Annotated in this window: 18 protein-coding genes; 8 read left to right on the forward strand and 10 right to left on the reverse strand. The window is 66.3% G+C overall.

Annotated elements, in window-relative coordinates:
* Positions 1-2 precede the first annotated feature (2 nt).
* A complete protein-coding gene (locus V9K97_RS03900; protein ID WP_337297875.1) occupies positions 3-1,493 on the reverse strand; it encodes an NCS1 family nucleobase:cation symporter-1 in 1,491 nt (496 codons plus the stop codon).
* Between the two features lie 283 nt (positions 1,494-1,776).
* Here V9K97_RS03900 and V9K97_RS03905 point away from each other — a divergent pair, with 283 nt between their 5' ends.
* From V9K97_RS03905 to V9K97_RS03925, 5 genes are read left to right on the forward strand one after another with little or no spacing between them, the layout of a single operon-like run.
* Complete coding sequence (locus tag V9K97_RS03905) at positions 1,777-2,130, forward strand: cupin domain-containing protein (RefSeq protein WP_258501808.1); 354 nt, start codon at positions 1,777-1,779, stop codon at positions 2,128-2,130.
* Positions 2,131-2,163: 33 nt separating this feature from the next.
* The gene (locus tag V9K97_RS03910) at positions 2,164-3,582 is read left to right on the forward strand and encodes an aldehyde dehydrogenase family protein (protein WP_337316486.1); all 1,419 of its coding nucleotides are present in this window, start codon (positions 2,164-2,166) and stop codon (positions 3,580-3,582) included.
* Between the two features lie 35 nt (positions 3,583-3,617).
* Positions 3,618-4,943, forward strand: coding sequence for an NAD(P)/FAD-dependent oxidoreductase (locus V9K97_RS03915; RefSeq protein ID WP_337316344.1), 1,326 nt, complete (start codon positions 3,618-3,620; stop codon positions 4,941-4,943).
* An 8-nt stretch (positions 4,944-4,951) separates the two neighbouring features.
* A complete protein-coding gene (locus V9K97_RS03920) occupies positions 4,952-5,830 on the forward strand; it encodes a GNAT family N-acetyltransferase (RefSeq protein ID WP_337316346.1) in 879 nt (292 codons plus the stop codon).
* A gap of 52 nt (positions 5,831-5,882) precedes the next feature.
* The gene (locus V9K97_RS03925; RefSeq protein ID WP_337316348.1) at positions 5,883-7,160 is read left to right on the forward strand and encodes an NAD(P)/FAD-dependent oxidoreductase; all 1,278 of its coding nucleotides are present in this window, start codon (positions 5,883-5,885) and stop codon (positions 7,158-7,160) included.
* Between the two features lie 20 nt (positions 7,161-7,180).
* Here V9K97_RS03925 and V9K97_RS03930 read toward each other — a convergent pair whose 3' ends face one another.
* From V9K97_RS03930 to V9K97_RS03945, 4 genes are all read right to left on the reverse strand, one after another.
* On the reverse strand, positions 7,181-9,295 hold the full coding sequence (locus V9K97_RS03930) for a PAS domain S-box protein (RefSeq protein WP_337316350.1): 2,115 nt from the start codon (positions 9,293-9,295) through the stop codon (positions 7,181-7,183).
* 9 nt (positions 9,296-9,304) lie between these two features.
* A complete protein-coding gene (locus V9K97_RS03935; protein WP_337316352.1) occupies positions 9,305-10,054 on the reverse strand; it encodes a response regulator transcription factor in 750 nt (249 codons plus the stop codon).
* Between the two features lie 98 nt (positions 10,055-10,152).
* Complete coding sequence (locus V9K97_RS03940) at positions 10,153-10,623, reverse strand: SET domain-containing protein (RefSeq protein ID WP_185868136.1); 471 nt, start codon at positions 10,621-10,623, stop codon at positions 10,153-10,155.
* Between the two features lie 28 nt (positions 10,624-10,651).
* Entirely contained in the window at positions 10,652-11,596 is a 945-nt protein-coding gene (locus V9K97_RS03945; protein ID WP_337316487.1) for a LysR family transcriptional regulator, read from the reverse strand.
* Positions 11,597-11,741: 145 nt separating this feature from the next.
* On the opposite strand from V9K97_RS03945, the gene V9K97_RS03950 reads away from it, so the two are divergent.
* Both V9K97_RS03950 and V9K97_RS03955 read left to right on the forward strand, forming a co-directional pair.
* The gene (locus V9K97_RS03950; protein WP_337316354.1) at positions 11,742-12,635 is read left to right on the forward strand and encodes an amino acid ABC transporter substrate-binding protein; all 894 of its coding nucleotides are present in this window, start codon (positions 11,742-11,744) and stop codon (positions 12,633-12,635) included.
* Between the two features lie 2 nt (positions 12,636-12,637).
* Complete coding sequence (locus V9K97_RS03955; protein ID WP_337316356.1) at positions 12,638-13,954, forward strand: aminotransferase class V-fold PLP-dependent enzyme; 1,317 nt, start codon at positions 12,638-12,640, stop codon at positions 13,952-13,954.
* Here V9K97_RS03955 and V9K97_RS03960 read toward each other — a convergent pair.
* The 5 genes from V9K97_RS03960 to V9K97_RS03980 form a co-directional block, all read right to left on the reverse strand.
* The gene (locus V9K97_RS03960) at positions 13,917-14,810 is read right to left on the reverse strand and encodes an alpha/beta fold hydrolase (RefSeq protein ID WP_443302540.1); all 894 of its coding nucleotides are present in this window, start codon (positions 14,808-14,810) and stop codon (positions 13,917-13,919) included. The genes V9K97_RS03955 and V9K97_RS03960 overlap by 38 nt on opposite strands.
* A 131-nt stretch (positions 14,811-14,941) precedes the next feature.
* A complete protein-coding gene (locus tag V9K97_RS03965; RefSeq protein ID WP_337316360.1) occupies positions 14,942-16,168 on the reverse strand; it encodes a M20 family metallopeptidase in 1,227 nt (408 codons plus the stop codon).
* Between the two features lie 11 nt (positions 16,169-16,179).
* Complete coding sequence (gene uraD, locus V9K97_RS03970) at positions 16,180-17,958, reverse strand: 2-oxo-4-hydroxy-4-carboxy-5-ureidoimidazoline decarboxylase (RefSeq protein WP_337316362.1); 1,779 nt, start codon at positions 17,956-17,958, stop codon at positions 16,180-16,182.
* 2 nt (positions 17,959-17,960) lie between these two features.
* Positions 17,961-18,926 carry an allantoinase PuuE gene (puuE, locus tag V9K97_RS03975; protein WP_281146400.1) on the reverse strand — a complete coding sequence of 322 codons (966 nt, stop codon included), beginning with the start codon at positions 18,924-18,926 and terminating at the stop codon, positions 17,961-17,963.
* A gap of 15 nt (positions 18,927-18,941) precedes the next feature.
* A complete protein-coding gene (locus V9K97_RS03980; protein ID WP_225612662.1) occupies positions 18,942-19,607 on the reverse strand; it encodes a GntR family transcriptional regulator in 666 nt (221 codons plus the stop codon).
* A gap of 101 nt (positions 19,608-19,708) precedes the next feature.
* On the opposite strand from V9K97_RS03980, the gene uraH reads away from it, so the two are divergent.
* Positions 19,709-20,059, forward strand: a complete 351-nt coding sequence (uraH, locus tag V9K97_RS03985) for a hydroxyisourate hydrolase (protein WP_337316364.1) — start codon at positions 19,709-19,711, stop codon at positions 20,057-20,059.
* Position 20,060: the final 1 nt, after the last annotated feature.

Raw genomic sequence — 20,060 nt, forward strand, 5'->3', positions numbered from 1 at the left:
ATTCAAGTCTTGCTGCGGTTCAGCAGGGCATAGATGACAAAGCCCAGGCCCATGCCGATGAACCATGCATAGTTCGCGCCACCCCGCAGCGCGGGCACCATCACGCAAAGAATCGGCACCAGCGCGGACGGGATCATGGCTTGTATGGCCTTCGGGTTGTAGCCGCCGCTGTACCAGTACTCGCCCTTGGGGCTCATGGTGTAGAGCGCGTCCACGTCGATGCGCTGCTTGCGCACGATGTAGTAGTCGGCAATCAGGATGCCGAACAGCGGGCCGATGAACGAACCCAGCACGTCCAGCGTGTAGTGAATGACCTCGGGGCTGTTGTAGAGGTTCCACGGCGTGAGGAACACCGAGCCCACCGCGGCGATCATGCCGCCCGTGCGCCAGCTGATGTGCTGCGGCGCCACGTTCGAGAAGTCGAAGGCCGGCGACACAAAGTTGGCCACGATGTTGATGCCGATGGTGGCGATCATGAAAGTCAGCGCGCCCAGCACCACGGCGGTGGTGCTGTCGATCTTGCCCACGGTGTGCACCGGATCGGTGATCAGCTCGCCGAACACCGGCAGCGTGGCGGCGGTGGTGATCACCGTCAGCAGCGAGAAGAACACGAAGTTGATCGGCAGGCCCCAGAAGTTGCCCTTCTTCACCGCGTCGAAGCTCTTGCCGTAGCGCGAGAAGTCGCCAAAGTTGAGCATCGGCCCGCTGAAGTAGCTCACCACCAGCGCAATGGCGGAGAGCATCACGGGCAGCGCGTCCCAGCCCTGGAACTTGATGCCGCCCAGGTTCAGGTCGATGTTGCGCCAGCCCGCCTTCCACACCAGCCAGCCGCAGAGGATGGCCATCACCACGTACACGGCCGGGCCGGCCCAGTCGATGAACTTGCGGATCGCTTCCATGCCGTGCCAGAACACGAAGGCCTGCAATACCCACATGATCATGAACGCCACCCAGCCCAGTGTCGACAGGCCCGCAAAGCCGTGCTGCGCCACGTCGGCATACGGCGCGAGGTTGGGGAACATGTGCAGTGCCAACACCATGAAGGCGGCCGATGCGAGGTACGTTTGCACGCCGTACCAGGCCACCGCAATCAGCCCGCGGATGATGGCCGGAATGTTGGCGCCCAGCACGCCGAACGAGGCGCGGCACACCACGGGGTAGGGCACGCCCGTCACCTGGCTGGGCTTGGCCACCAGGTTGCAGAAGAACTGCACGATCACGATGCCCACCAGCAGCGACACCAGCACCTGCCAGCTGGAGAGGCCCAGCGCGAACAGGCTGCCGGCCGTGATGTAGCCGCCCACGCTGTGCACGTCGGACATCCAGAACGCAAAGATGTTGTATTGGCCCCAGGTCTGTTTCTTGAGAGGGGCCAGGTCTTCGTTGGTCAGCCGCGGGTGGTAGCCCGGCTTGATCAGCGCGTTGGATTCGGCATGCGGCGCATGGCCGGCTTCGCTCGCCCCCGCGGGGGCCTGGCTGACAACTGTGCTCATGGTCTTTCCTCGTGCGAATGGTGGATTGAGGGACCGCTTTTCCGGCGCAAGCTGGGCGTCGTGGAATCGGGTGCGTTATTTGTATACAAAAACGGTGTGCAATCAACCCCGTCCGGCGAATCATATATCCGTAGATTCCCTGAGATCCCGCCGCCGCACGATCCGCTGTTGGAGGCCCGCAATCGCACATTTCGCACCTTTACAGGGGCCCGGTTCAGCATCGGCCCGGGCGGTGCTTTCTTTAGCATTGGCCCACCATCAGACCTCTGCGAACAGGCACCCAATGTCCAATCTTCTCGTCCCCTTCAAACTCGACCAGCTCGGCGAGCCGCGTGAATACCGCCCGCCGGCGGAGCGCGTCATCGAGGGCGACGTCGTGTGCCGCAACTGGGACGTCGACAGCGCGAAGGATGGCGCGGTGCGCGCCGGCGTGTTCGAGTCGACCGTCGGCGTCAATCACTCCATCAAGGGCGACACCTGGGAGTTCTGCCACATTCTTTCGGGCGTGGTCGAGATCACCGAGCAAGGCCAGCCGCCGCAGACCTACAGGGCCGGCGACTGCTTCATCATGAAGCCGGGCTACATCGGCACATGGCGCACCATCGAGACAGTGCGCAAGGTGTGGGTCATCGCCTGACCGGAAAGCACCGTGACCACAGCCGAGCCACGCATGGACGATGCCCGCTTCTACATCGACGGGTCCTGGCAGGACCGCGCCCATGCCGCGCGCATCGCCGTCGTCAACCCGTTTACCGAAGAGATCGTCGGGCACATCGCGGCCGGCTCGCCGGCGGATGTCGACCTTGCCGTTGCCGCGGCCCGGCGCGCCTTTGAAACGTTCTCGCAAAGCACCGCCGGCGAGCGGCTTGCGCTGCTGGGCCGTATCCTGGCGTTGCTGGAAGAGCGCGCGGAACTGTTCGCGCAAGCCATCGCGGCAGAGATGGGGGCTCCCATCGCCTTCGCCCGGGCTGCCCATGTGCCTTTTGCCGTTGCGCATGTCCGCGCGCAGATCGAGGTGCTGCAGGGCTACAAGTTTCTTTCCGTCGAAAACGGCATGGCGATTTCGAAGGAGCCGATCGGCGTGTGTGCGCTGATCACGCCGTGGAACTGGCCGCTGTATCAGCTCACGGCCAAGGTCGCGCCGGCAATTGCCGCGGGCTGCACGGTGGTGCTGAAGCCCAGCGAGCTGTCGCCCTACAGCGCGCAGCTCTTCGCGCAGGTGATGCACGATGCCGGCACGCCGCCCGGTGTGTTCAACGTCGTCGGCGGCACGGGCGAGGTCGTCGGTGCGGCACTGGCGGCACACCCGGGCGTCGACATGATCTCCATCACCGGATCGACCCGCGCGGGCGTGCTCGTGGCGCAGGCGGCCGCGGTGACGGTCAAGCGCGTGGTGCAGGAGCTGGGCGGCAAGTCGCCCAACCTTCTTCTCGACGACGCCGATTTCGAGCAGGCGGTGGCAAAGGGCGTGCTGGCCGGCATGCGCAACGCGGGCCAGTCATGCAGCGCACCGACGCGCATGCTGGTGCCCGCGTCACGCCTGGCCGAGGTGGAAGCATTGGCCGCCGCAGCCGTGGCCGACATCACGCTCGGCGACCCGCGCGATGAACAAACGACGATGGGCCCCATCGCCAACGCCGCGCAATACGCGAGGGTGCAAGCGATGATCGCCAGCGGCATCGAAGAGGGCGCCAAGCTCGTCTGCGGTGGCCTGGGCAGGCCTGGCGGCCTGGCACACGGCTACTTTGCACGGCCCACGGTGTTTTCGGATGTGGCACCCCGCATGAGGGTGGCGCAGGAAGAAATCTTCGGCCCCGTGCTGGTCATCATTCCCTACGCCGACGAGGCCGAGGCCATCGCGATTGCGAACGACACCGTCTACGGACTCAGCGCCAGCGTGCAGTCCGGCGACCGCGAGCGGGCGCGGCGCGTGGCGGCGCAGCTTCGCGCCGGCCAGGTGCACATCAACTACCCGGCATGGACCAGCCATGCGCCGTTCGGTGGGTACAAGCGGTCCGGCAACGGACGCGAATACGGCGTGCATGGGCTCGAGGAGTATCTCGAGACCAAGGCGGTCGTCGGCTACTGACCAGTTTCATCGATCCCTCAACGGACATCCCGAGAATGCCTGCACCTCTATTTCCAGTCGAGTCGAGCCCGAACCTGCCGACGCATGCGGACGTCGTCGTGATTGGCGGCGGCATCATCGGCGCTTTTGCCGCGTACTACATGGCCAAGCGCGGCATGAAGGTGGCGCTGGTGGAAAAGGGCCGCGTCGGCGCCGAGCAGTCGAGCCGAAACTGGGGCTGGTGCCGCCAGCAGAACCGCGATGCGCGCGAATTGCCGATGGCCACCAAAAGCCTGGACCTGTGGGAGCAGTTCACCGCAGAAACCGGCGAGGTGACGGGCTTCCAGAGATGCGGGTTGCTCTACCTCAGCAACAGCGAGAAAGAACTGGAAGGCTGGGCGCGGTGGGGCGAGTTTGCGCGCACCGTCGACGTCAAGACCCAGATGCTGACCGCGGACGAAGCGGCGCAGCGCGGCCGCGCAACCGGCAAGGCCTGGAAGGGCGGCGTCTTTGCGCCAACCGACGGCACCGCGGACCCGTCGCGTGCGGCGCCGGCCGTGGTGCGGGCGCTCATGAAACTGGGCGGCACGGTACACCAGGGCTGCGCCGCGCGCGGTGTAGAAACCGAGGGCGGCCGGCTTTCGGCCGTGGTCACCGAGAAGGGAACCATCCGCACCAAGGTCGCGGTGCTCGCCGGCGGCGCCTGGGCGTCCTCGTTCTGCCGCCAATACGGCATCCGGTTTCCGCAGGCTGCCATCCGGCAGACGGTGCTGTCGGTTGCCACGGGCGGCAAGGACATACCGGCTGCGCTCCACACGACCGGTGTTTCCATGACGCGGCGCGTGGACGGCGGATACACCCTGGCCATCAGCGGCCGGGGACGCGTGGACCCCACGCCGCAGCTGCTGCGTTTTGCGCCGCAGTTCCTGCCCATGTTCCAGCGGCGGTGGCGCAATCTCGCGCCCGGCGGGCTCGAAGGCGTCCGCTCGGGGCATGAGGGCTGGTCCCGCTGGCGGCTCGACAAGCCGACGCCGATGGAGCGCATGCGTGTTCTCGACCCGAAGGTGGACGCATCGGTGGTGAGCCTCACCTACAAGCGGGCGGTGGAACTGGTGCCGGAGCTGAAGCAGAGTTCGGTCAGCGCTGCCTGGGCCGGCTATGTCGACAGCACGCCCGACGGCGTTCCCGGAATCGGCGAGATGTCGAACCTGCCCGGATTCGTGCTGGCGGCCGGGTTCAGCGGCCATGGCTTCGGCATCGGCCCCGGGGCCGGCCATTTGATTGCCGACATCGTCAGCGGCACCGAACCCATCGTCGATCCGCGCCCCTACCACCCGGACAGATTCCTGTCGTCGGCGTGGGGCAAGGTCGCGGACTTCTGAAGACAGCCATGACGCCGCGGCTCACCGTGCTGCGCGCGGATCACTTGCCCGACGCCGTCCGGCAGTCCGCCGCACTGGGGTGGCCCTATCGCGAGGCCGATTGGCACTTTGCCTTCGAACTCGGCAGCGGCTTCGCGGTGGAGGCCGACGGCCGCCTGGTGGCCACGGCGATGTGGTGGCCCTATGGCGAGACCCACGCCTCGGTGGGCATGATCATCGTGGACCCGGCCATGCAGGGGCGCGGCCTGGGGCGTGCCCTGATGGAGAAGCTGCTCCGCGAGGCGGGCAACCGCACCGTGTTCCTCAACTCCACCCAGGAAGGGCTTCCGCTCTATACGCAACTCGGGTTCGTCGCCCGCGGGCAGGTGTTCCAGCACCAGGCCGCACTGCCGCCTGAAGCCGCTCTGCCTGCCGCGCCGCCGCACCTGCGGCCCATGCAGCCGGCAGACGGCGAGAGCCTGCGCCGGCTGGACCTGGCTGCCACGGGAATGGACCGCACCGCTTTGCTCGATGCATTGCTCGCGGCCGGAACGACGATGGTCGTCGACCGCGGTGCCCGTGTGTCGGCCTACGCCTCGGCAAGGGAGTTCGGGCATGGCGTGGTGATCGGCCCGGTGGTCGCATCGGGCGCCAGCAGCGCGGCCGATGCAAGGGACCTCATCGCCGCGCTCGCGGACCGCTTTCGCGGCCGGTTTGTTCGCATCGACGTGACGGAGGACAGCGGCCTGTCGGCATGGCTCGCCCGAATCGGGCTGCCCTGCGTCGGCCATGCGGTACCGATGGTGCGCGATGTACAGCGTCGCACAGCCGATGCCGCTCCCGTTGCAGATGCCCTGGCAGATGCCCACCCGCGCCTGTTCGCCCTTTCGAACCAGTCGTTCGGCTGAGCCGCCGGCTCGGCACACCCAAGCGTTCCCCTGACATGACGGAAATCCACTTATGAAGCTGATGCCCTACTGGCTAGATACCGCGCCCAGGTTTACCGGCGGCCAGGCCGAGGCGCCCGGCGGCGATGTCGATGTGGCGGTGGTCGGTGCGGGCTTCACCGGCTTGTCCGCGGCCATCGCACTGGCCAAGAAGGGTGCAAGCGTTGCGGTGCTCGACGCCGGGAACGTGGGCAGTGCCGCCTCCGGCCGCAATGGCGGCATGTGCAACAACGGCTTCGCGCAAGACTATTGCGCGCTGTCGGGCAAGCTCGGGCGCGAGCGGGCCAACATGCTCTATCGCGCGTTCGACGCGGGCGTTTCCAAGGTGGAGTCGCTGATTGCGGAGGAGGGCATCGACTGCGACTTCAAGCGTGTCGGCAAGCTCAAGCTCGCCGCCAAGCCGGAACACTACGACAAGCTGGCCCGCTCGCAAGCGCTGATGGCGAAGGAATGCGATCCCGACACCCACATGGTGACGCGGGCCGAACTGCGCAGCGAGATCGGGTCTGACCAATATTTCGGCGGCATGGTCTTCGGCAAGAGCGCGGGCATGCACGTGGGGCGCTACGGTCATGGCCTTGCCGTGGCGGCCGCGAAGCGCGGCGTGCGCATCTACGAGAACGCGCCCGTTGTGGGCCTCAAGCGGCAGGGCGGTTCGGTGCATCAGGTCGAAACGCCCGGCGGCAGCACCCGCGCCCGGCAGGTGCTGCTTGCGACCGGCACATCGGCCGTGGGGCCGCTCGCGTGGTTCCGCCGCCGCATCGTGCCAGTGGGTGCATTCATCATCGTGACCGAGCCGCTCCCGGTCGAAGTGCTCGACCGGCTGACGCCTCGCCGCCGCATGACGACGGACACGAAGAACTTCGTCAATTACTTTCGCGTGACGCCGGACAACCGCCTGCTGTTCGGTGGCCGCGCGCGTTTTGCGGCGACCAACCCCAAGTCGGACGTGAAGAGCGGTGCCATCCTGCAGCGGTCGCTCGTGCAAGTCTTTCCCGAGTTGAGAGACACCCGTATCGATTACTGCTGGGGCGGCATGGTCGACATGACACGCGACCGCCTGCCGCGCGCCGGAGAGCGCAACGGGCTTTTCTATTCCATGGGCTACAGCGGGCACGGAACCCACATGTCGACCTACATGGGCGCGATCATGGCCGAAGTGCTGAATGGCCGCGCCGACCTGAACCCGTGGCGCGACTTCGAGTGGCCCGCAATTCCCGGGCATTTCGGCAAGCCGTGGTTTCTTCCGATCGTCGGTGCCTACTACCGCTTCCAGGATCTGGTGCGCTGAACAGCTTCGGCGCGGGGCCGTCAAGGCCGCGCGGCGAGCACCCGGGCCAGGGCGCGCGCAAGCTCTGCGCGCGAATAGGGCTTGCGCAGCAGCTCCCAGCTCGGCGGCGCCTCCCGGTCGGCATCGAGCAGCTCCGACGAGAAGCCCGACATGAGAAGAATCGCGAGCCGCGGAAAGCGCTGCTGCGCCTCGGCGGCAAGCCGCGTTCCGCGCATGCCGGGGCCGAGCGCAATGTCGCTCAGCAGCACGTCGAAAGCGCCCGTGTCCGATTCCATCTGCACAAGGGCCTGCTCGGCGTTTTCCGCCGCCACCACTTCGCAGCCGAGCGTGGCCAGGAACGTGTGGACCACCTTGCGCACTTCGGCGTCGTCTTCGACGAGCATCACGCGCAGCCCGGCGGGCAGTGCCTGCTCGCCGTCGTCGTCGTCGGGCGCGACGGGAGGCGCCGCGTCGAACAGCTGGGGCAGGTACAGCGTGACCGTGGTGCCCGCGCCCGGCTGGGTTGCGATGGCAATGGCGCCCTTGGACTGCTTCACGAAGCCGTACACCGTGCTCAAGCCAAGGCCCGTGCCGCGGCCGGCTTCCTTGGTGGTGAAGAATGGCTCGAACGCGCGCTCCTTCACTTCCTCGGTCATGCCGGTGCCGCTGTCTGCAACCGAAATGACAACGAAGCTGCCGTGTTCGCCGGCCTCGCCCAGTTCATTGAGCACTTCGCGAGGCAGCGCGCCGCAGGCCTCGGCGCGAAAGTGCAGCTTGCCGCCTTCGGGCATGGCGTCGCGCGCGTTGATGGCAATGTTCAACAGCGCCGATTCGAGCTGCCCCGGGTCGGCAAGAACGGGCGGGCAATCCGGCGTGGCGTCGATCGCAATGCCGATGCGCTGGTCGAGCGTACGCCGCAGCATGTCGGCCAGCGAATGCAGCATGGCATGCGGGTCCACGGCGTTGGGCTGCAGCATCTGCCGGCGTGAAAACGCCAGCAGCTTGCCCGTGAGCTCGGCGCCGCGCCGCGAGGCCCGCGCCGCGGCCCCCACCAGCTGCTGCGCATAGCCGTCTTGGGCAATGGCGGGCAGTTCTTCGAGCACCTGCAGGTTGCCCTGGATGACCGTGAGCAGGTTGTTGAAGTCGTGCGCAATGCCGCCCGTGAGCTGGCCGACGCTTTCGAGCCGCTGGGCGTGGCTGAGCGCCTCTTCGGTCTGCACCCGCTGCAGGCTGGTGGCCAGCAAGTTCGAGAGCGATTCCAGAAACCGCAGTTCCTCGTCGCCAAAGCGCTTGGCCTGGCGCGAGTGCACGGTCAACACGCCGATGAAGCGCCCGCGGTCGTAGAAGGGCACGGCCAGTGCGCTCACCAGGCCGGCGTCGAGGTAGGCCTGCGGCACGGCGAAGCGGCGCTCACTGCCGTAGTCGGGCACTTCCACGGGCTGAGCCTCGGCAAACACGAAACCGGGCGGCGTGTTCGCATGGCTCGCAATGCGCGCGCCGATTTCTTCGCCGGGCACCAGGCCCACGCCGCTCGCCACGCGGAATTCGAGGCGGCTGCTTTCCAGCAGCAGCACCATGGCCACCTCGACCTCCAGCGCTTCCGCCGCAATGGTGGGCACGTGGTCGAGCATCACCTGCGGGTCGCGCGTGTCGACCGCCAGTCGGCCCAGCTGCGCGAGGTAGTCGCTGTAGCGCGCCCGCTGCAGCGCCTGCTTCACGCGCGGGTAGGCGCCAATGTCGCGGATGGCGGCCACCACGAACGGCAGGCCGTGGCTTTGCAGCGGACTGAGTGCGATCTCCACCATGACCTCGCTGCCGTCCTTGCGCTTGGCCACGAGCTCCATCTGCGTGCCCATGGGCCGCGCGCGGGGTGCCCGGCCATAGGCTTCGCGGTAGGCGGCATGGCGCGGGCGGATGCTGTCGGGCACCAGGGCGTCGACGTTCAGGCCCACCAACTCGTCCACCGCAAAGCCGAGCAGGCTGGCCGCGGAAGGGTTGGCCAGCACGATGCCGCCGGCCTGGTCGACGAGCAGCAGGGCATCGGGATAGGCGATGAAGAGCGACCGGAAGACGCTGCTCTCTTCGATGCCGGAAGGCAGCCCCTGCAAGGCGGCAAGCGCCGGCTCGGCAGTCTTGGGCGAAGAGGGGTTGGCCATACGCTCGGCTCAGCCGTGGGTGACCGGCGGAACCAGGATGTAGCCCGCGCCCCGCACCGACTTGATGATCTGCGGATCGTCCGGATCGGCTTCGATCTTCTTGCGCAGCCGGCCGACCTGCACGTCGATGGTGCGGTCGAAGGGAGCGGCTTCGCGTCCGCGCGTCTGCTCGAGCAGGAAGTCGCGCGACAGCACGCGCCCGGGGTGCCGGGCAAACGCGCGCAGCAGGTCGAATTCGCCGCCGGTGAGCGGCACGGCTTGCCCCTCTGGGTTGGCAAGGCTGCGCGCGGCAAGGTCGAGCTGCCAGCCCGCAAAGCGCAGCCGGTCGGGTGCAGCAGGCGAAGCTGCCGATGCCGGAGCGGCGGTTGCAACAACCGGGCCGCCTTCGGGCGCCAGGCGCCTGAGCACGGCCTTGACCCGTGCCACCAGCTCGCGCAGGTCGAACGGCTTGGTCACGTAGTCGTCGGCGCCCACCTCCAGGCCGACGACCTTGTCCACCGCGTCGCCGCGGCCGGTGACGATGACGAGCCCGCAGCGCCAGTTTTCGCGCATGCGGCGGGCGATGGAAAAGCCGTCTTCGCCGGGCAGGCCGAGGTCGAGCAGAACGAGGTCGGCCGGATCGCTGCCCATCAGCTTCATGAGCGAGGCGCCGTCGTGCAGCTGCGTCACGCGAAAGCCGTGGCTTTGAAGGTAGTTGGCCAGCAGCTGGGTGATGTCGACTTCGTCGTCGAGGACCGCGATGTGAAAGGCGGATTTCATTCGGGGAAGCTCGCTTTTGCGGCGCGAGTGCCATGGCATTGTTGGGGGCCGTTCAAGCGTAGCACGCCCCGCCGCCAGGTGAACGGATCAGCGCGCGGTCACTCCGCCTCGACCGGGGCCAGCATGGTGCCGCGGCAGTTGGGCGAACCGCAATGGCACGGGTATTTGGAGGCTGGCGACCCATCGTCGGCGGTCAGGGAATAGTCGATGAACAGCTCGTCGCCCGCATCCACCGGCACGATGGTCTGGAACTTCAGCACCAGCTCGCCCGCATCGTCGTACTCTTCGACCGCCTCGCAGTTGGGGTCGCAGGCATGGTTGAGGTGGCGCGTGCCGTTGCCGCCCTTGCCGCCGTCGATGGTCTCGTGGTTGGAGAGGGTGAAGAGGTAGGTGAGCTGGTCGTTCCACGCGCCGGCGGCGATTTCCTGCTGCGTGTAGCGGCGGCCTTCGTAGAGCCCGAGGAATGCGTAGGCGGGCAAGTCGCGCGTTGCAAAGGCGCCGAGCCCGTGCACTCCGCTGGGCCCGACGCGGATGAACGGCGTGGACGAGGTTTGCTTGCGGCGTTTCATGGGCCCAAGTGTGCACCAGCCACCTTGCTCATTGCTTGCGTTCTTCCTCGCGTTTTTTGTCGTGTTCTTCATCAGCTTGGGCCTGGAACATGCGCGTGAAGTCGCAGCACTCCTGCGCCAGCATCACGATCGACGAAGTGAGCGCGCTGCGGTGCTCGCCCTTGTGCATGGCCACGTAATGCACCGCGGGCAGGGCGGGCATCACGTCGATCACGGCGAGCATGCCGGCTGAAACGAGCGGGTCGAGGCACTGGCGCGGGAGGTAGCTCACCCCCAGGCCCGATACCGTGAGCCCGGTCAGCGCCACGAGGTTGCTCACCACGATGGTGTCGGAAGGCTGCACGCCCTGGTCCTTCATCCACGCGTCGTAGGCGCGGCCCGTGCCCGAGTTGCTGCCTTGCACCAGCATGCGGTGCCGGGCGAGTTCGTGCAGCCGCACGGTGCCGGCGGCGGCCACCACGCCCGGCTTGCACATCCAGGCGCTCTGCACCTTGCCGATGGCCTTGCTCTGCATGCGCGAATCGGCAAAGGTGTCGGGCACGATCACCAGGTCGAGTTCGTCCGCCAGCAGCTTGTCGCGCAGCTGCAGGCTGTCGTCCACGTCGGGCTCGAGAATGACCTTGGGGTAGTGCCGCTGGATCAGCCCCACCAGCCGGGGCAACCAGGTCATTGCGGTGAGTTCCGTCACGCCGATGCGCAGCCGCCGCTCCACCACGCCCGGTTTGCTGAACTGCTCGACGGCGGCATCGCGCTGCTCGAGCAGCCGGGCCGCAAGCACGAACATCTCTTCGCCTTTTTCGGTCAGCCGCGCGGTGCGCTGGGTTCGGTCGAAAAGCTCGGTGTCGAACAGCAGCTCGAGTTCATGCACCCGCTTGGACACGGCCGATTGCGAGGTGTGAAGCTGGTTGGCCGACTGCGCAAAGCCGCCGAGCTTGGCGATCCAGTACAGGGCCTCGAGCTGCTTGAAGGTCATCACGGTGCGTGCGGGCTCCTGAACTGAATACTTTTATTCATGTAATTCAATCACAAAAAATCGCTTTTGGAAATTTGAAGCCGCACTGAAGATTCGCACCGTGCTGCCCCGTGTACTTCCTGCTTCATCTTCAAAGGAACATTCCATGAACTTCAAACTGTCCCTCGTGCTTGGCGCCGGCATCGCGCTGGCCTGCGGTGCCGCGGCGGCGCAAGAAAGCCCCACGCTGCGCAAGATCAAGGAAAGCGGCACCGTGCAGATCGGCAGCCGCGACACGCAGATTCCGTTCTCCTACAAGACGGGTGCAGAAAGCGCGCCCATCGGCTTCACCAACGAAATCTGCCTGAAGGTGGTCGACGCCATCAAGGCCAAGCTGGGCATGCAGAAGATCGACGTGCGCTACACGTTGCTCAATTCAACCAACCGCATTCCGCTGGTGCAGAACGGCACGGTCGACCTCGACTGCGCGACCACCACCAACACCGTGCAGCGCCAGCAGCAGGTCGACTTTGCGCCGAGCCACTTCGTCACCAACATCACCGCCGCGGTCAAGAAGAACTCGGGCATCAACTCGATTGCCGACCTGCAGGGCAAGAGCGTGGCCACCGTGGCCGGCAGCACCTCGATGCAGCTGCTGCGCGGCTTCCGCAAGACCGAGAACATCGAGGTGCAGGAGATCGCGGGCAAGGACACGGCCGACGCCTTCCTGCTGCTGGCGAGCGACCGCGCCGTGGCCTACGTGCTCGATGACGTGCAGCTCGCCGGCCTCATTGCCAACCAGCCCAATGCCTCCGACTACAAGCTGCTGAAAGACGTGCTGCGGCAGGAGCCCTACGGCATCATGATGCGCAAGGACGACCCCGAGTTCAAGGCCATCGTCGACCAGGCCGTGACCGAGATGATGAAGTCGGGCGCCATCGACAAGCTCTACGCCAAGTGGTTCATGTCACCGATCCCGCCGCGCAACGTGAACCTCAATTTCCCGATGTCCGATGCGGTGCGCGAGGCCTACAAGAACCCGAACAACAAGGGCGTTTGAGGATGCCGGCAACCACACACCACGCCAACGGGCTGGCGTTTCCCGAAGCGCTCATGCGCGCGGTGAAGCAGCGCTTTCTCAACGTCGACCACGACCACCACGGGCGCGAGCGCCTCTACTTCGACAACGCGGGCGGCTCGTTCCGGCTGAAGGCGGCCGTCGAGCGGTTTGCGCAGGTCGATGCCATTCCCGACAACGCGGAGCGCATTCACGCCGCCGCTGTCGAACTGCAAGAGATCCAGGCCCGGGGCACGGCCGATGTACGCACCATCTTCAATGCGCAGGGTGGCAGCGTCTATGCATCGCTCACCGCATCGGGCGCCATGTTCGACATGGTGCGCGCGGTGGCCGAGAACGTGCCCGGCACGAACATGGTTACCACCGTGCTGGAGCATCCCTCGTCGTTCGACGCGATGAGCCTCTATGCCCAACGGGCTGGCCGCGAGCTGCGGGTAGCCGGGAGCAACCCCGAGACCGGCGGCGTCGATGCCGACGAGATCGTGCGGCTGGTCGACAAGGAAACCTGCCTGCTCAACGTCATCTACGCATCGAACATCTCGGGCGCCAAGCTCGACCTGGAGCAGATCGTGCGGCGTGCAAGGGAGATCAAGCCCGATCTCTACATCGTGGTGGACGCGGTGCAGCACGCGCCGCACGGGCTGATCGACCTGCAGAAGACGCCGGTGGACGGCATCAACATGGCGCCCTACAAGTTCTTCGGTTGCCGGGGCTCGGGCCTGTCGTGGGTGTCGGACCGCGCGGCGCTGCTGCCGCACCACAAGCTCGCGGGCAAGAAGCCCGACTTCTGGGACCTGGGAAGCTCGGCCCCATGGCAGTTTGCGGTGGTCACCGAAATCGTCGACTACGTGTGCTGGCTCGGCGGCCATTTTTCGGACGCTGCCGAGCGGCGGGCGCTGTTCGAAGCCGGCATCGCGCACATCGAGCTGCACGAGCGCGCCTTGCTTGCGGCGCTGCTGGACGGCAACGCCGCGGCGACCGGCCTGCGCCACATCGAAGGCGTGAAGGTCTTCCTCGACCATCCGGACCTGACGAAGCGCGACCTCATCATCGGCATCGGCTTCGATCACCTGGACTGCACGCAGGCGGTGGTCGAGTACGGCAAGCGCGGCGTGACGGTGTACGAGCGCGTGGCAAGCAGCATCTACTCCAAGCGCATGCTCGACTCGTTCGGGCTCGAAGGCACGGTGCGCGTCTCACCGCTGCATTGCAACTCTCTGGCCGACATGGAGAAGTTTCTCCATGTGACGCAGGAGATTGCCCTCAGCGCGAAAGGGCGGAGGACAGGAACCGCCGGATGACCGGAACCACCTGCTCCAGGTGCGTCTCGAGCAGCCAGTGCCCGCCGTCCGTCAGTACCAGTTCGGCTTTCGGAATGTCGCGCAGGTAGGCGCGCGCGGAAGCCTCGGGCATGTAGCCGTCGTTCGGCCCCCAGACGATGAGGGCGGGCGGCTGGTGTTCGCGCAGATAGGCCTGGTAGCGCGGAAACCACTCGAGGTTCTGCTTCAGGCCTTCCATCAGCTTACGCGCAAGCTCCCGCCGCGGCGACGTGTTCATCAGCGGCCAATGCAGCTTCCACAGGTCGGGCGGGATCTGCGCGGCCTGGGCTTCGGACACCTCGCCGACGAACTCGGCGCGAAAGCCGTCTTCGCTCACCGCCTCTTCGAGCACCGCCCGGTTCTTTGCCGACGGGTCGCGCCAGAATTCCTGGATGGCCTTGTACTTGGGGCCGAGCGTGTCCTCGTAGATGTCGCCGTTCTGGATGATGAGCGCGGCCACGCGCTCGGGATGGCGAATCGCCAGGCGCAGGCCAACCTGCGAACCGTAGTCGTGCAGGTACAGGCCGTACCTGCCGATCTCCAGTTTGTCGCAGAAGGCCTCGAGAAAGCCCGCATAGGCGTCGAAGTCGAAGCCGAAGGCATCGGCCGGCGGTGTGCCGCTCAGGCCAAAGCCGGGATAGTCCGGCGCCATCAGCCGCCACTTGTCGGCCAGCGCCGGCATGAGCCGGCGGTACTGGAAAGACGAGCACGGATAGCCGTGCGGCAGCAGCAGCACCGGCGCATCGCGCGGTCCGGCTTCGCGGTAGAAGATCTGCATCCCGTCGACATCGATGAAGCGATGCGAGACCGCATGCGCATCGGCGGGCAGGGCGGACATGGAGGAACTGCGTTCGGTCATGCGCCCCATGCTGCGCGCCTGTGCCTGCCGGCGGGTGTAGGTGGCCGCTGATGCGCTGCGTCGGACGGCCGCAACGCAGGCCGTTCGGCAGGTGACCCCGCCCCGGGGGCTCAGGCCAGCAGGTCGCTCAGCGTGCGCGCAATCACCTTGGTGGCGCGGCGCAGGTCTTCGAGCACCACGCGTTCGTCGCTACGCTTGGCATGCGACTCGAGCACGGTGCGCGGGCCGGCGCCGTAGATCACGCCCGGAATGCCTGCCTCGCCATAAAGGCGCACGTCGGTGTAAAGGGGCGTGCCCATGGCCTTGATCGGTTCGCCGAACACGTCTTGGCCGTGCTTCTGGATCGCATCGACCAGCGGCTTGTTGCCCGCGAGCGGCTTCATCGAATTGGCGAGCAGAAGCCGCTTGATCTCGACCGTGATGCCGGCGCTCTCCGCCGCGGCATCCGCAATCACCTTGCGGATCGTGGCTTCGACCTCGACCGGGTTCTCTTCGGGGATCATGCGGCGGTCGAGCTTGAACACCACCTTGCCTGGCACCACGTTGGTGTTGGTGCCGCCTTCGATGCGCCCCACGTTGAGGTACGGGTGCGTGATGCCCTCGACCTTCGAAGTGACCTGCTGGTAGAGCGTGTTCTGCGCGTAGAGCGCATTGAGGATCTTCACCGCGCCCTGCAGCGCATCGACGCCGGTCGTGGGAATGGCCGCATGCGCCATCTTGCCGTGCACCGTCACTTCCATCTGCAGGCAGCCGTTGTGGGCGGTGACCACTTCGTAGCTGAAGCCGGCCGCGATCATCAGGTCGGGCTTGGTGAGCCCCTGCTTGAGCAGCCAGCCCGGGCCGAGGATGCCGCCGAACTCTTCGTCGTAGGTGAAGTGCAGCTCGACGCTGCCCTTGGTCGGCTTGGCCACGGCTTCGAGCGCGCGCAGCGCGAAGGTAAAGCTCGCGAAGTCGCTCTTGCTCACGGCGGCCGCGCGGCCGTAAAGGCTGCCGTCGGCAATTTCGCCGCCGTACGGGTCGTGCGTCCAGCCTTCGCCGGGCGGCACCACGTCGCCATGTGCATTGAGGGCCACGGTGCGGCCGCCGGCGCCGTAGGGGCGGCGAACGATCAGGTTAGTGATCGACTCGAGGCCATAGTCCTTCACCTCTTGCTCCGGCACGGCGTGCTTCTCGGCGTCCAGGCCGAAGTCCTTCAGCAACTCGGCCGTGCGCTCGGCGTGCGGCGCGTTGTTGCCGGGCGGGGTGTCGGTGGGCACGCGCACCAGTTGCTGCAGGAGCTGCACTTCTTCGTCGAAGTGCGCGTCGATCCAGGCGTCGAGCTTGGCGTAGTCGGTCATGTGTTTTCTTTTCAGTGCGCTTGTTCGGCGGCAAGGTTGTCCAGCAGGTTCTGGAAGGCCTGTACGGCCAGCTGAATGTCGTCGTTGGTGCTCGATTCGAGCGGGTTGTGGCTGATGCCCGAGTTGATGCCGCGCACGAAGAGCATGGCCTGCGGCATCACCTCGTGCAGCTTCATTGCGTCGTGACCGGCGCCGCTAGGCATGCGAAAGAGTGGAATGCCCAGCGCATCGACCGCCTTTTCCCAGCGCTGCTGCCAGTCCGGCGCGCTGGGCGCGGCAGAGGCGCGCATCGTTTCTTCGAGCTCATGGCGCACGCCGCGGCGTTCGCAAATGGCCTTGAGTTCGGCCAGCACGTCGTCGGCCAGCGCATCGCGTTGCGCATTGTTTGGCGCGCGCAGGTCGAGGCTGAATTTGCAGCGCCCCGGCACCACGTTGATCGACCCGCTCGGCACTTCGAGCATGCCCACGGTGCCGACGGAGTCGCCGTCCTTTGCCGCACGCTGCTCGGTGTAGAGAATGAGTTCGGCCACAGCGGCGGCCGCATCGCGGCGGCGGTCCATGGGCGTGGTGCCCGCGTGGCTGGCCGTGCCGATGATCTCGCCCACGTAGCGCACGCCGCCGTTGATGGCCGTGACGATGCCCAGCGGCAGGTCGAGCTCGGTGAGCACCGGGCCCTGTTCGATGTGCACTTCGACAAAGCCGAGGTATCGCGCCGGGTCGCGCTGGATCTTCGGGATGTCGGCTTCGTCCAGGCCCGCGTGCTTCATGGCTTCGCGCATGGTGATCCCGTCGGCGTCCTTCTGGTCGAGCCAGCGCGGATCGAAGTGGCCGATGAGCGCGCCCGAGCCCAGGAAGGTGGCTTTGTACCGCTGGCCTTCTTCCTCCGCAAAGCCCACCACCTCGAAGGCGAAGGGCAGGCGCCTGCCCTGGCGCTTGAGTTCGCGCACGCAGGCCATCGGCACGAAGATGCCCAGCCGACCGTCGTACTTGCCGCCGTTGCGCACGGTGTCGTAGTGCGAGCCGGTGAGCAGGGTCTTGGCATCGGGCGTTGCGCCTTCGTAGCGGCCGACCACGTTGCCGACCGCATCGATGTGCACGGAGTCGAAGCCGCAGTCGCGCATCCAGCTCGAAATCTGCTGCGCGCAGGCACGGTGCGCGTCGGTCAGGTAGGTCACGGTGAGCTGGCCTTTTTCGGCGTAGCCCGGATCGGTATGCGCCGAGAGTGCTTCGTGCCAGTCCCACACGTCGTTGCCAAGAGAGATGTCGGCGCCGAACTTGTCGTCCAGGCGAATCTCGGCAATGCGATGGATGTTGCGCAGCGCTTCGCCGAGCTCGAATTCAGGGTGGTTGAACAACCGGCGCTCGAAGGTGTCGATGATCTCGCGCTTCGAAAGGCCCGTGCCGCGGGGCCCGCGCACCGCAAGAATGAAGGGAAAGCCGAATTTCGCGTTGTAGTCGGCATTGAGCTTCTGGATCTTTGCGAACTCTTCGGGCGTGCAGTCGGTCAGGCCGGCCTTGCTCTGCTCGTTGGTCGATTCGGCCGTGAGCGTCTTGCTGATCATGGCCTTGCCCGCGAGCTCGGGGTGGGCGCGAATGAGGCCGATCTTTTCTTCGGCCGACGAAGCGGCCAATGCCTGTACCAGCGCATGCTTCAGGTGCGCGAGCGAGCGGAAGGGGCGCGCGGCGAGTGCGCGTTGCGCAATCCAGGGCGAATGCTCGTAGATGCCGTCGAGGAGGGCCACGGCTTCGGCCGGTACGGCCGCGTTGAGTTGGGCAATGGTGAGGCTCATGGTCAGCTTCCTGAGGCGGCAGATTCGAAGGGATGCGCCTGCTTCCAGTGCCGCGCGATGTCGACGCGCCGGCAGACCCACACGCGGTCGTGCTGGCCAATGTGGTCGAGAAAGCGCTGCAGCGCGGTAATGCGGCCGGGCCGCCCGAGCAGCCGGCAATGCATGCCGATGCTCATCATCTTGGGGCTGTTGTCGCCGGCGGGATCGCCTTCGGCATAGAGCGCGTCGAAGGTGTCCTTCATGTATTGGAAGAACGGGTCGGCATGCGAGTAGCCCTGCGGCAGCGCAAAGCGCATGTCGTTGCAGTCGAGCGTGTAGGGCACGATGAGCTGCGGCACCACCGTGCCGTCGGTTTTCTGCACCTTCATCCAGAAGGGCAGGTCGTCGCCGTAGTAGTCGCTGTCGTATTCGAAGCCGCCGTAGTCGGCCACGAGGCGGCGGGTGCGGGGGCTGTCGCGGCCGGTGTACCAGCCGAGCGCGCGTTCGCCGGTGAGCTTTTCAATCGCTTCCATGCCCAGGCGCATGTGCTCGCGCTCGGTGGCTTCGTCGAGGTTCTGGTAGTGAATCCAGCGCCAGCCGTGGCAGGCGATTTCATGGCCCAGTTCCTTGAAGGCGGCGGTGAGCTCGGGGTAGCGCTCCAGCGCCATGCCCACGCCGAACACCGTGAGCGGCAGGCCGCGCTTTTCGAATTCGCGCAGGATGCGCCACACGCCGGCACGCGAGCCGTACTCGTAGATGCCTTCCATGCTGATGTGCCGGTCCGGAAAGCTCGCCGGGTTGAACATCTCGGAGAGAAATTGCTCGGAGCCCGCGTCGCCGTGCAGCGTGGCGTTTTCGCCGCCCTCTTCGTAGTTGAGGACGAACTGCACCGCAATGCGCGCGCCGCCGGGCCATTGGGCATGCGGCGGGTTGCGGCCGTAGCCGACGAGGTCGCGCGGGTAGGGCAGGGTGGTGTCGTAGACAGTCATGGGGTCATGGAATCTTCAGGACAGTGCAAGCGAGATGTCGTTGGTCGGAACCTTGCGGTCGAACGTGAGGTTGGCCTCGACGTGTTCCAGGTGTTCGGTCATGAGGCGCACGGCGCGCTCTTCGTCGCGGGCGGCCAGCGCCTTCACGATGTCGGCGTGCTCGTCGTTGGAGTGCTCGGCCGCGCTGGTGCTCTGGTACATGAGCGTGATGAGGGCGCAGCGCGAGATCAGCTCGCCGAGAATTTGCGCCAGCACCTGGTTGCCCATGAGTTCGGCCATGCGCACGTGGAAGTCGCCCAGCAGCTCGGTGCGGCCCGAAATGTCTTCGCCCGACACGGCGGACTTTTCGAGCGCCACGTGTTCCTTGAGCGCCTTGATCTTCGCCGGCGTGACGGTGCGCACGAACTCGCGCGTCATCTCGGCCTCGAGCATTCGGCGCACCGCGAACACCTGCCGGGCTTCGTCGACAGCCGGTGCCGCCACGAAGGCGCCGCGCGCGGGCTCGAGGCGAATGAGCTTGTTCTGCGACAGTTGGAACAGCGCCTGGCGCACCAGCGTGCGCGACACACCGAAGTGGTCGGCCAGCTTTTGCTCGGCCAGCTTGGTGCCGGGCTGCAGCCGGTGCTCGACGATTGCCTTGGTGAGCGCGTCGACGATCGAACGGGTGGTGGAGGACTCCATGTTTTTCATGATAGACCCAAAGCCGGTAACTGTATACACTTTTGTCCACCGGAATTTCCCGCCCCATCCGAACCTCGGTTCCATCATTGAAGGAGCGCCCCATGGGCCTGAGCACCCACGTACTGGACACGATGCACGGCGGCCCCGCCGCCGGCATGGAGGTGGCGCTGTACACCACCCAAGGCGACGCCGCGACGCTGGTGAAGCGTTTCACGCTCAATTCAGACGGCCGCAGCGACGGGCCGCTCTACGACAACAACTCGCTCAAGGTCGGCACCTACCGGCTGGTGTTCGACGTGGCGGGTTATTTCAAGGCGCGCGGCGTGAAGCTGCCCGAGCCAAATTTCCTGAACAAGGTGTCGCTGGACTTCGGCGTGGCGCACACCGACCAGCACTACCACGTGCCGCTGCTCGTGAGCCCGTGGAGCTACTCCACGTACCGCGGCTCCTGAG

The sequence above is a fragment of the Variovorax sp. CCNWLW186 genome (assembly GCF_037203865.1).
Lineage (GTDB): Bacteria > Pseudomonadota > Gammaproteobacteria > Burkholderiales > Burkholderiaceae_C > Variovorax.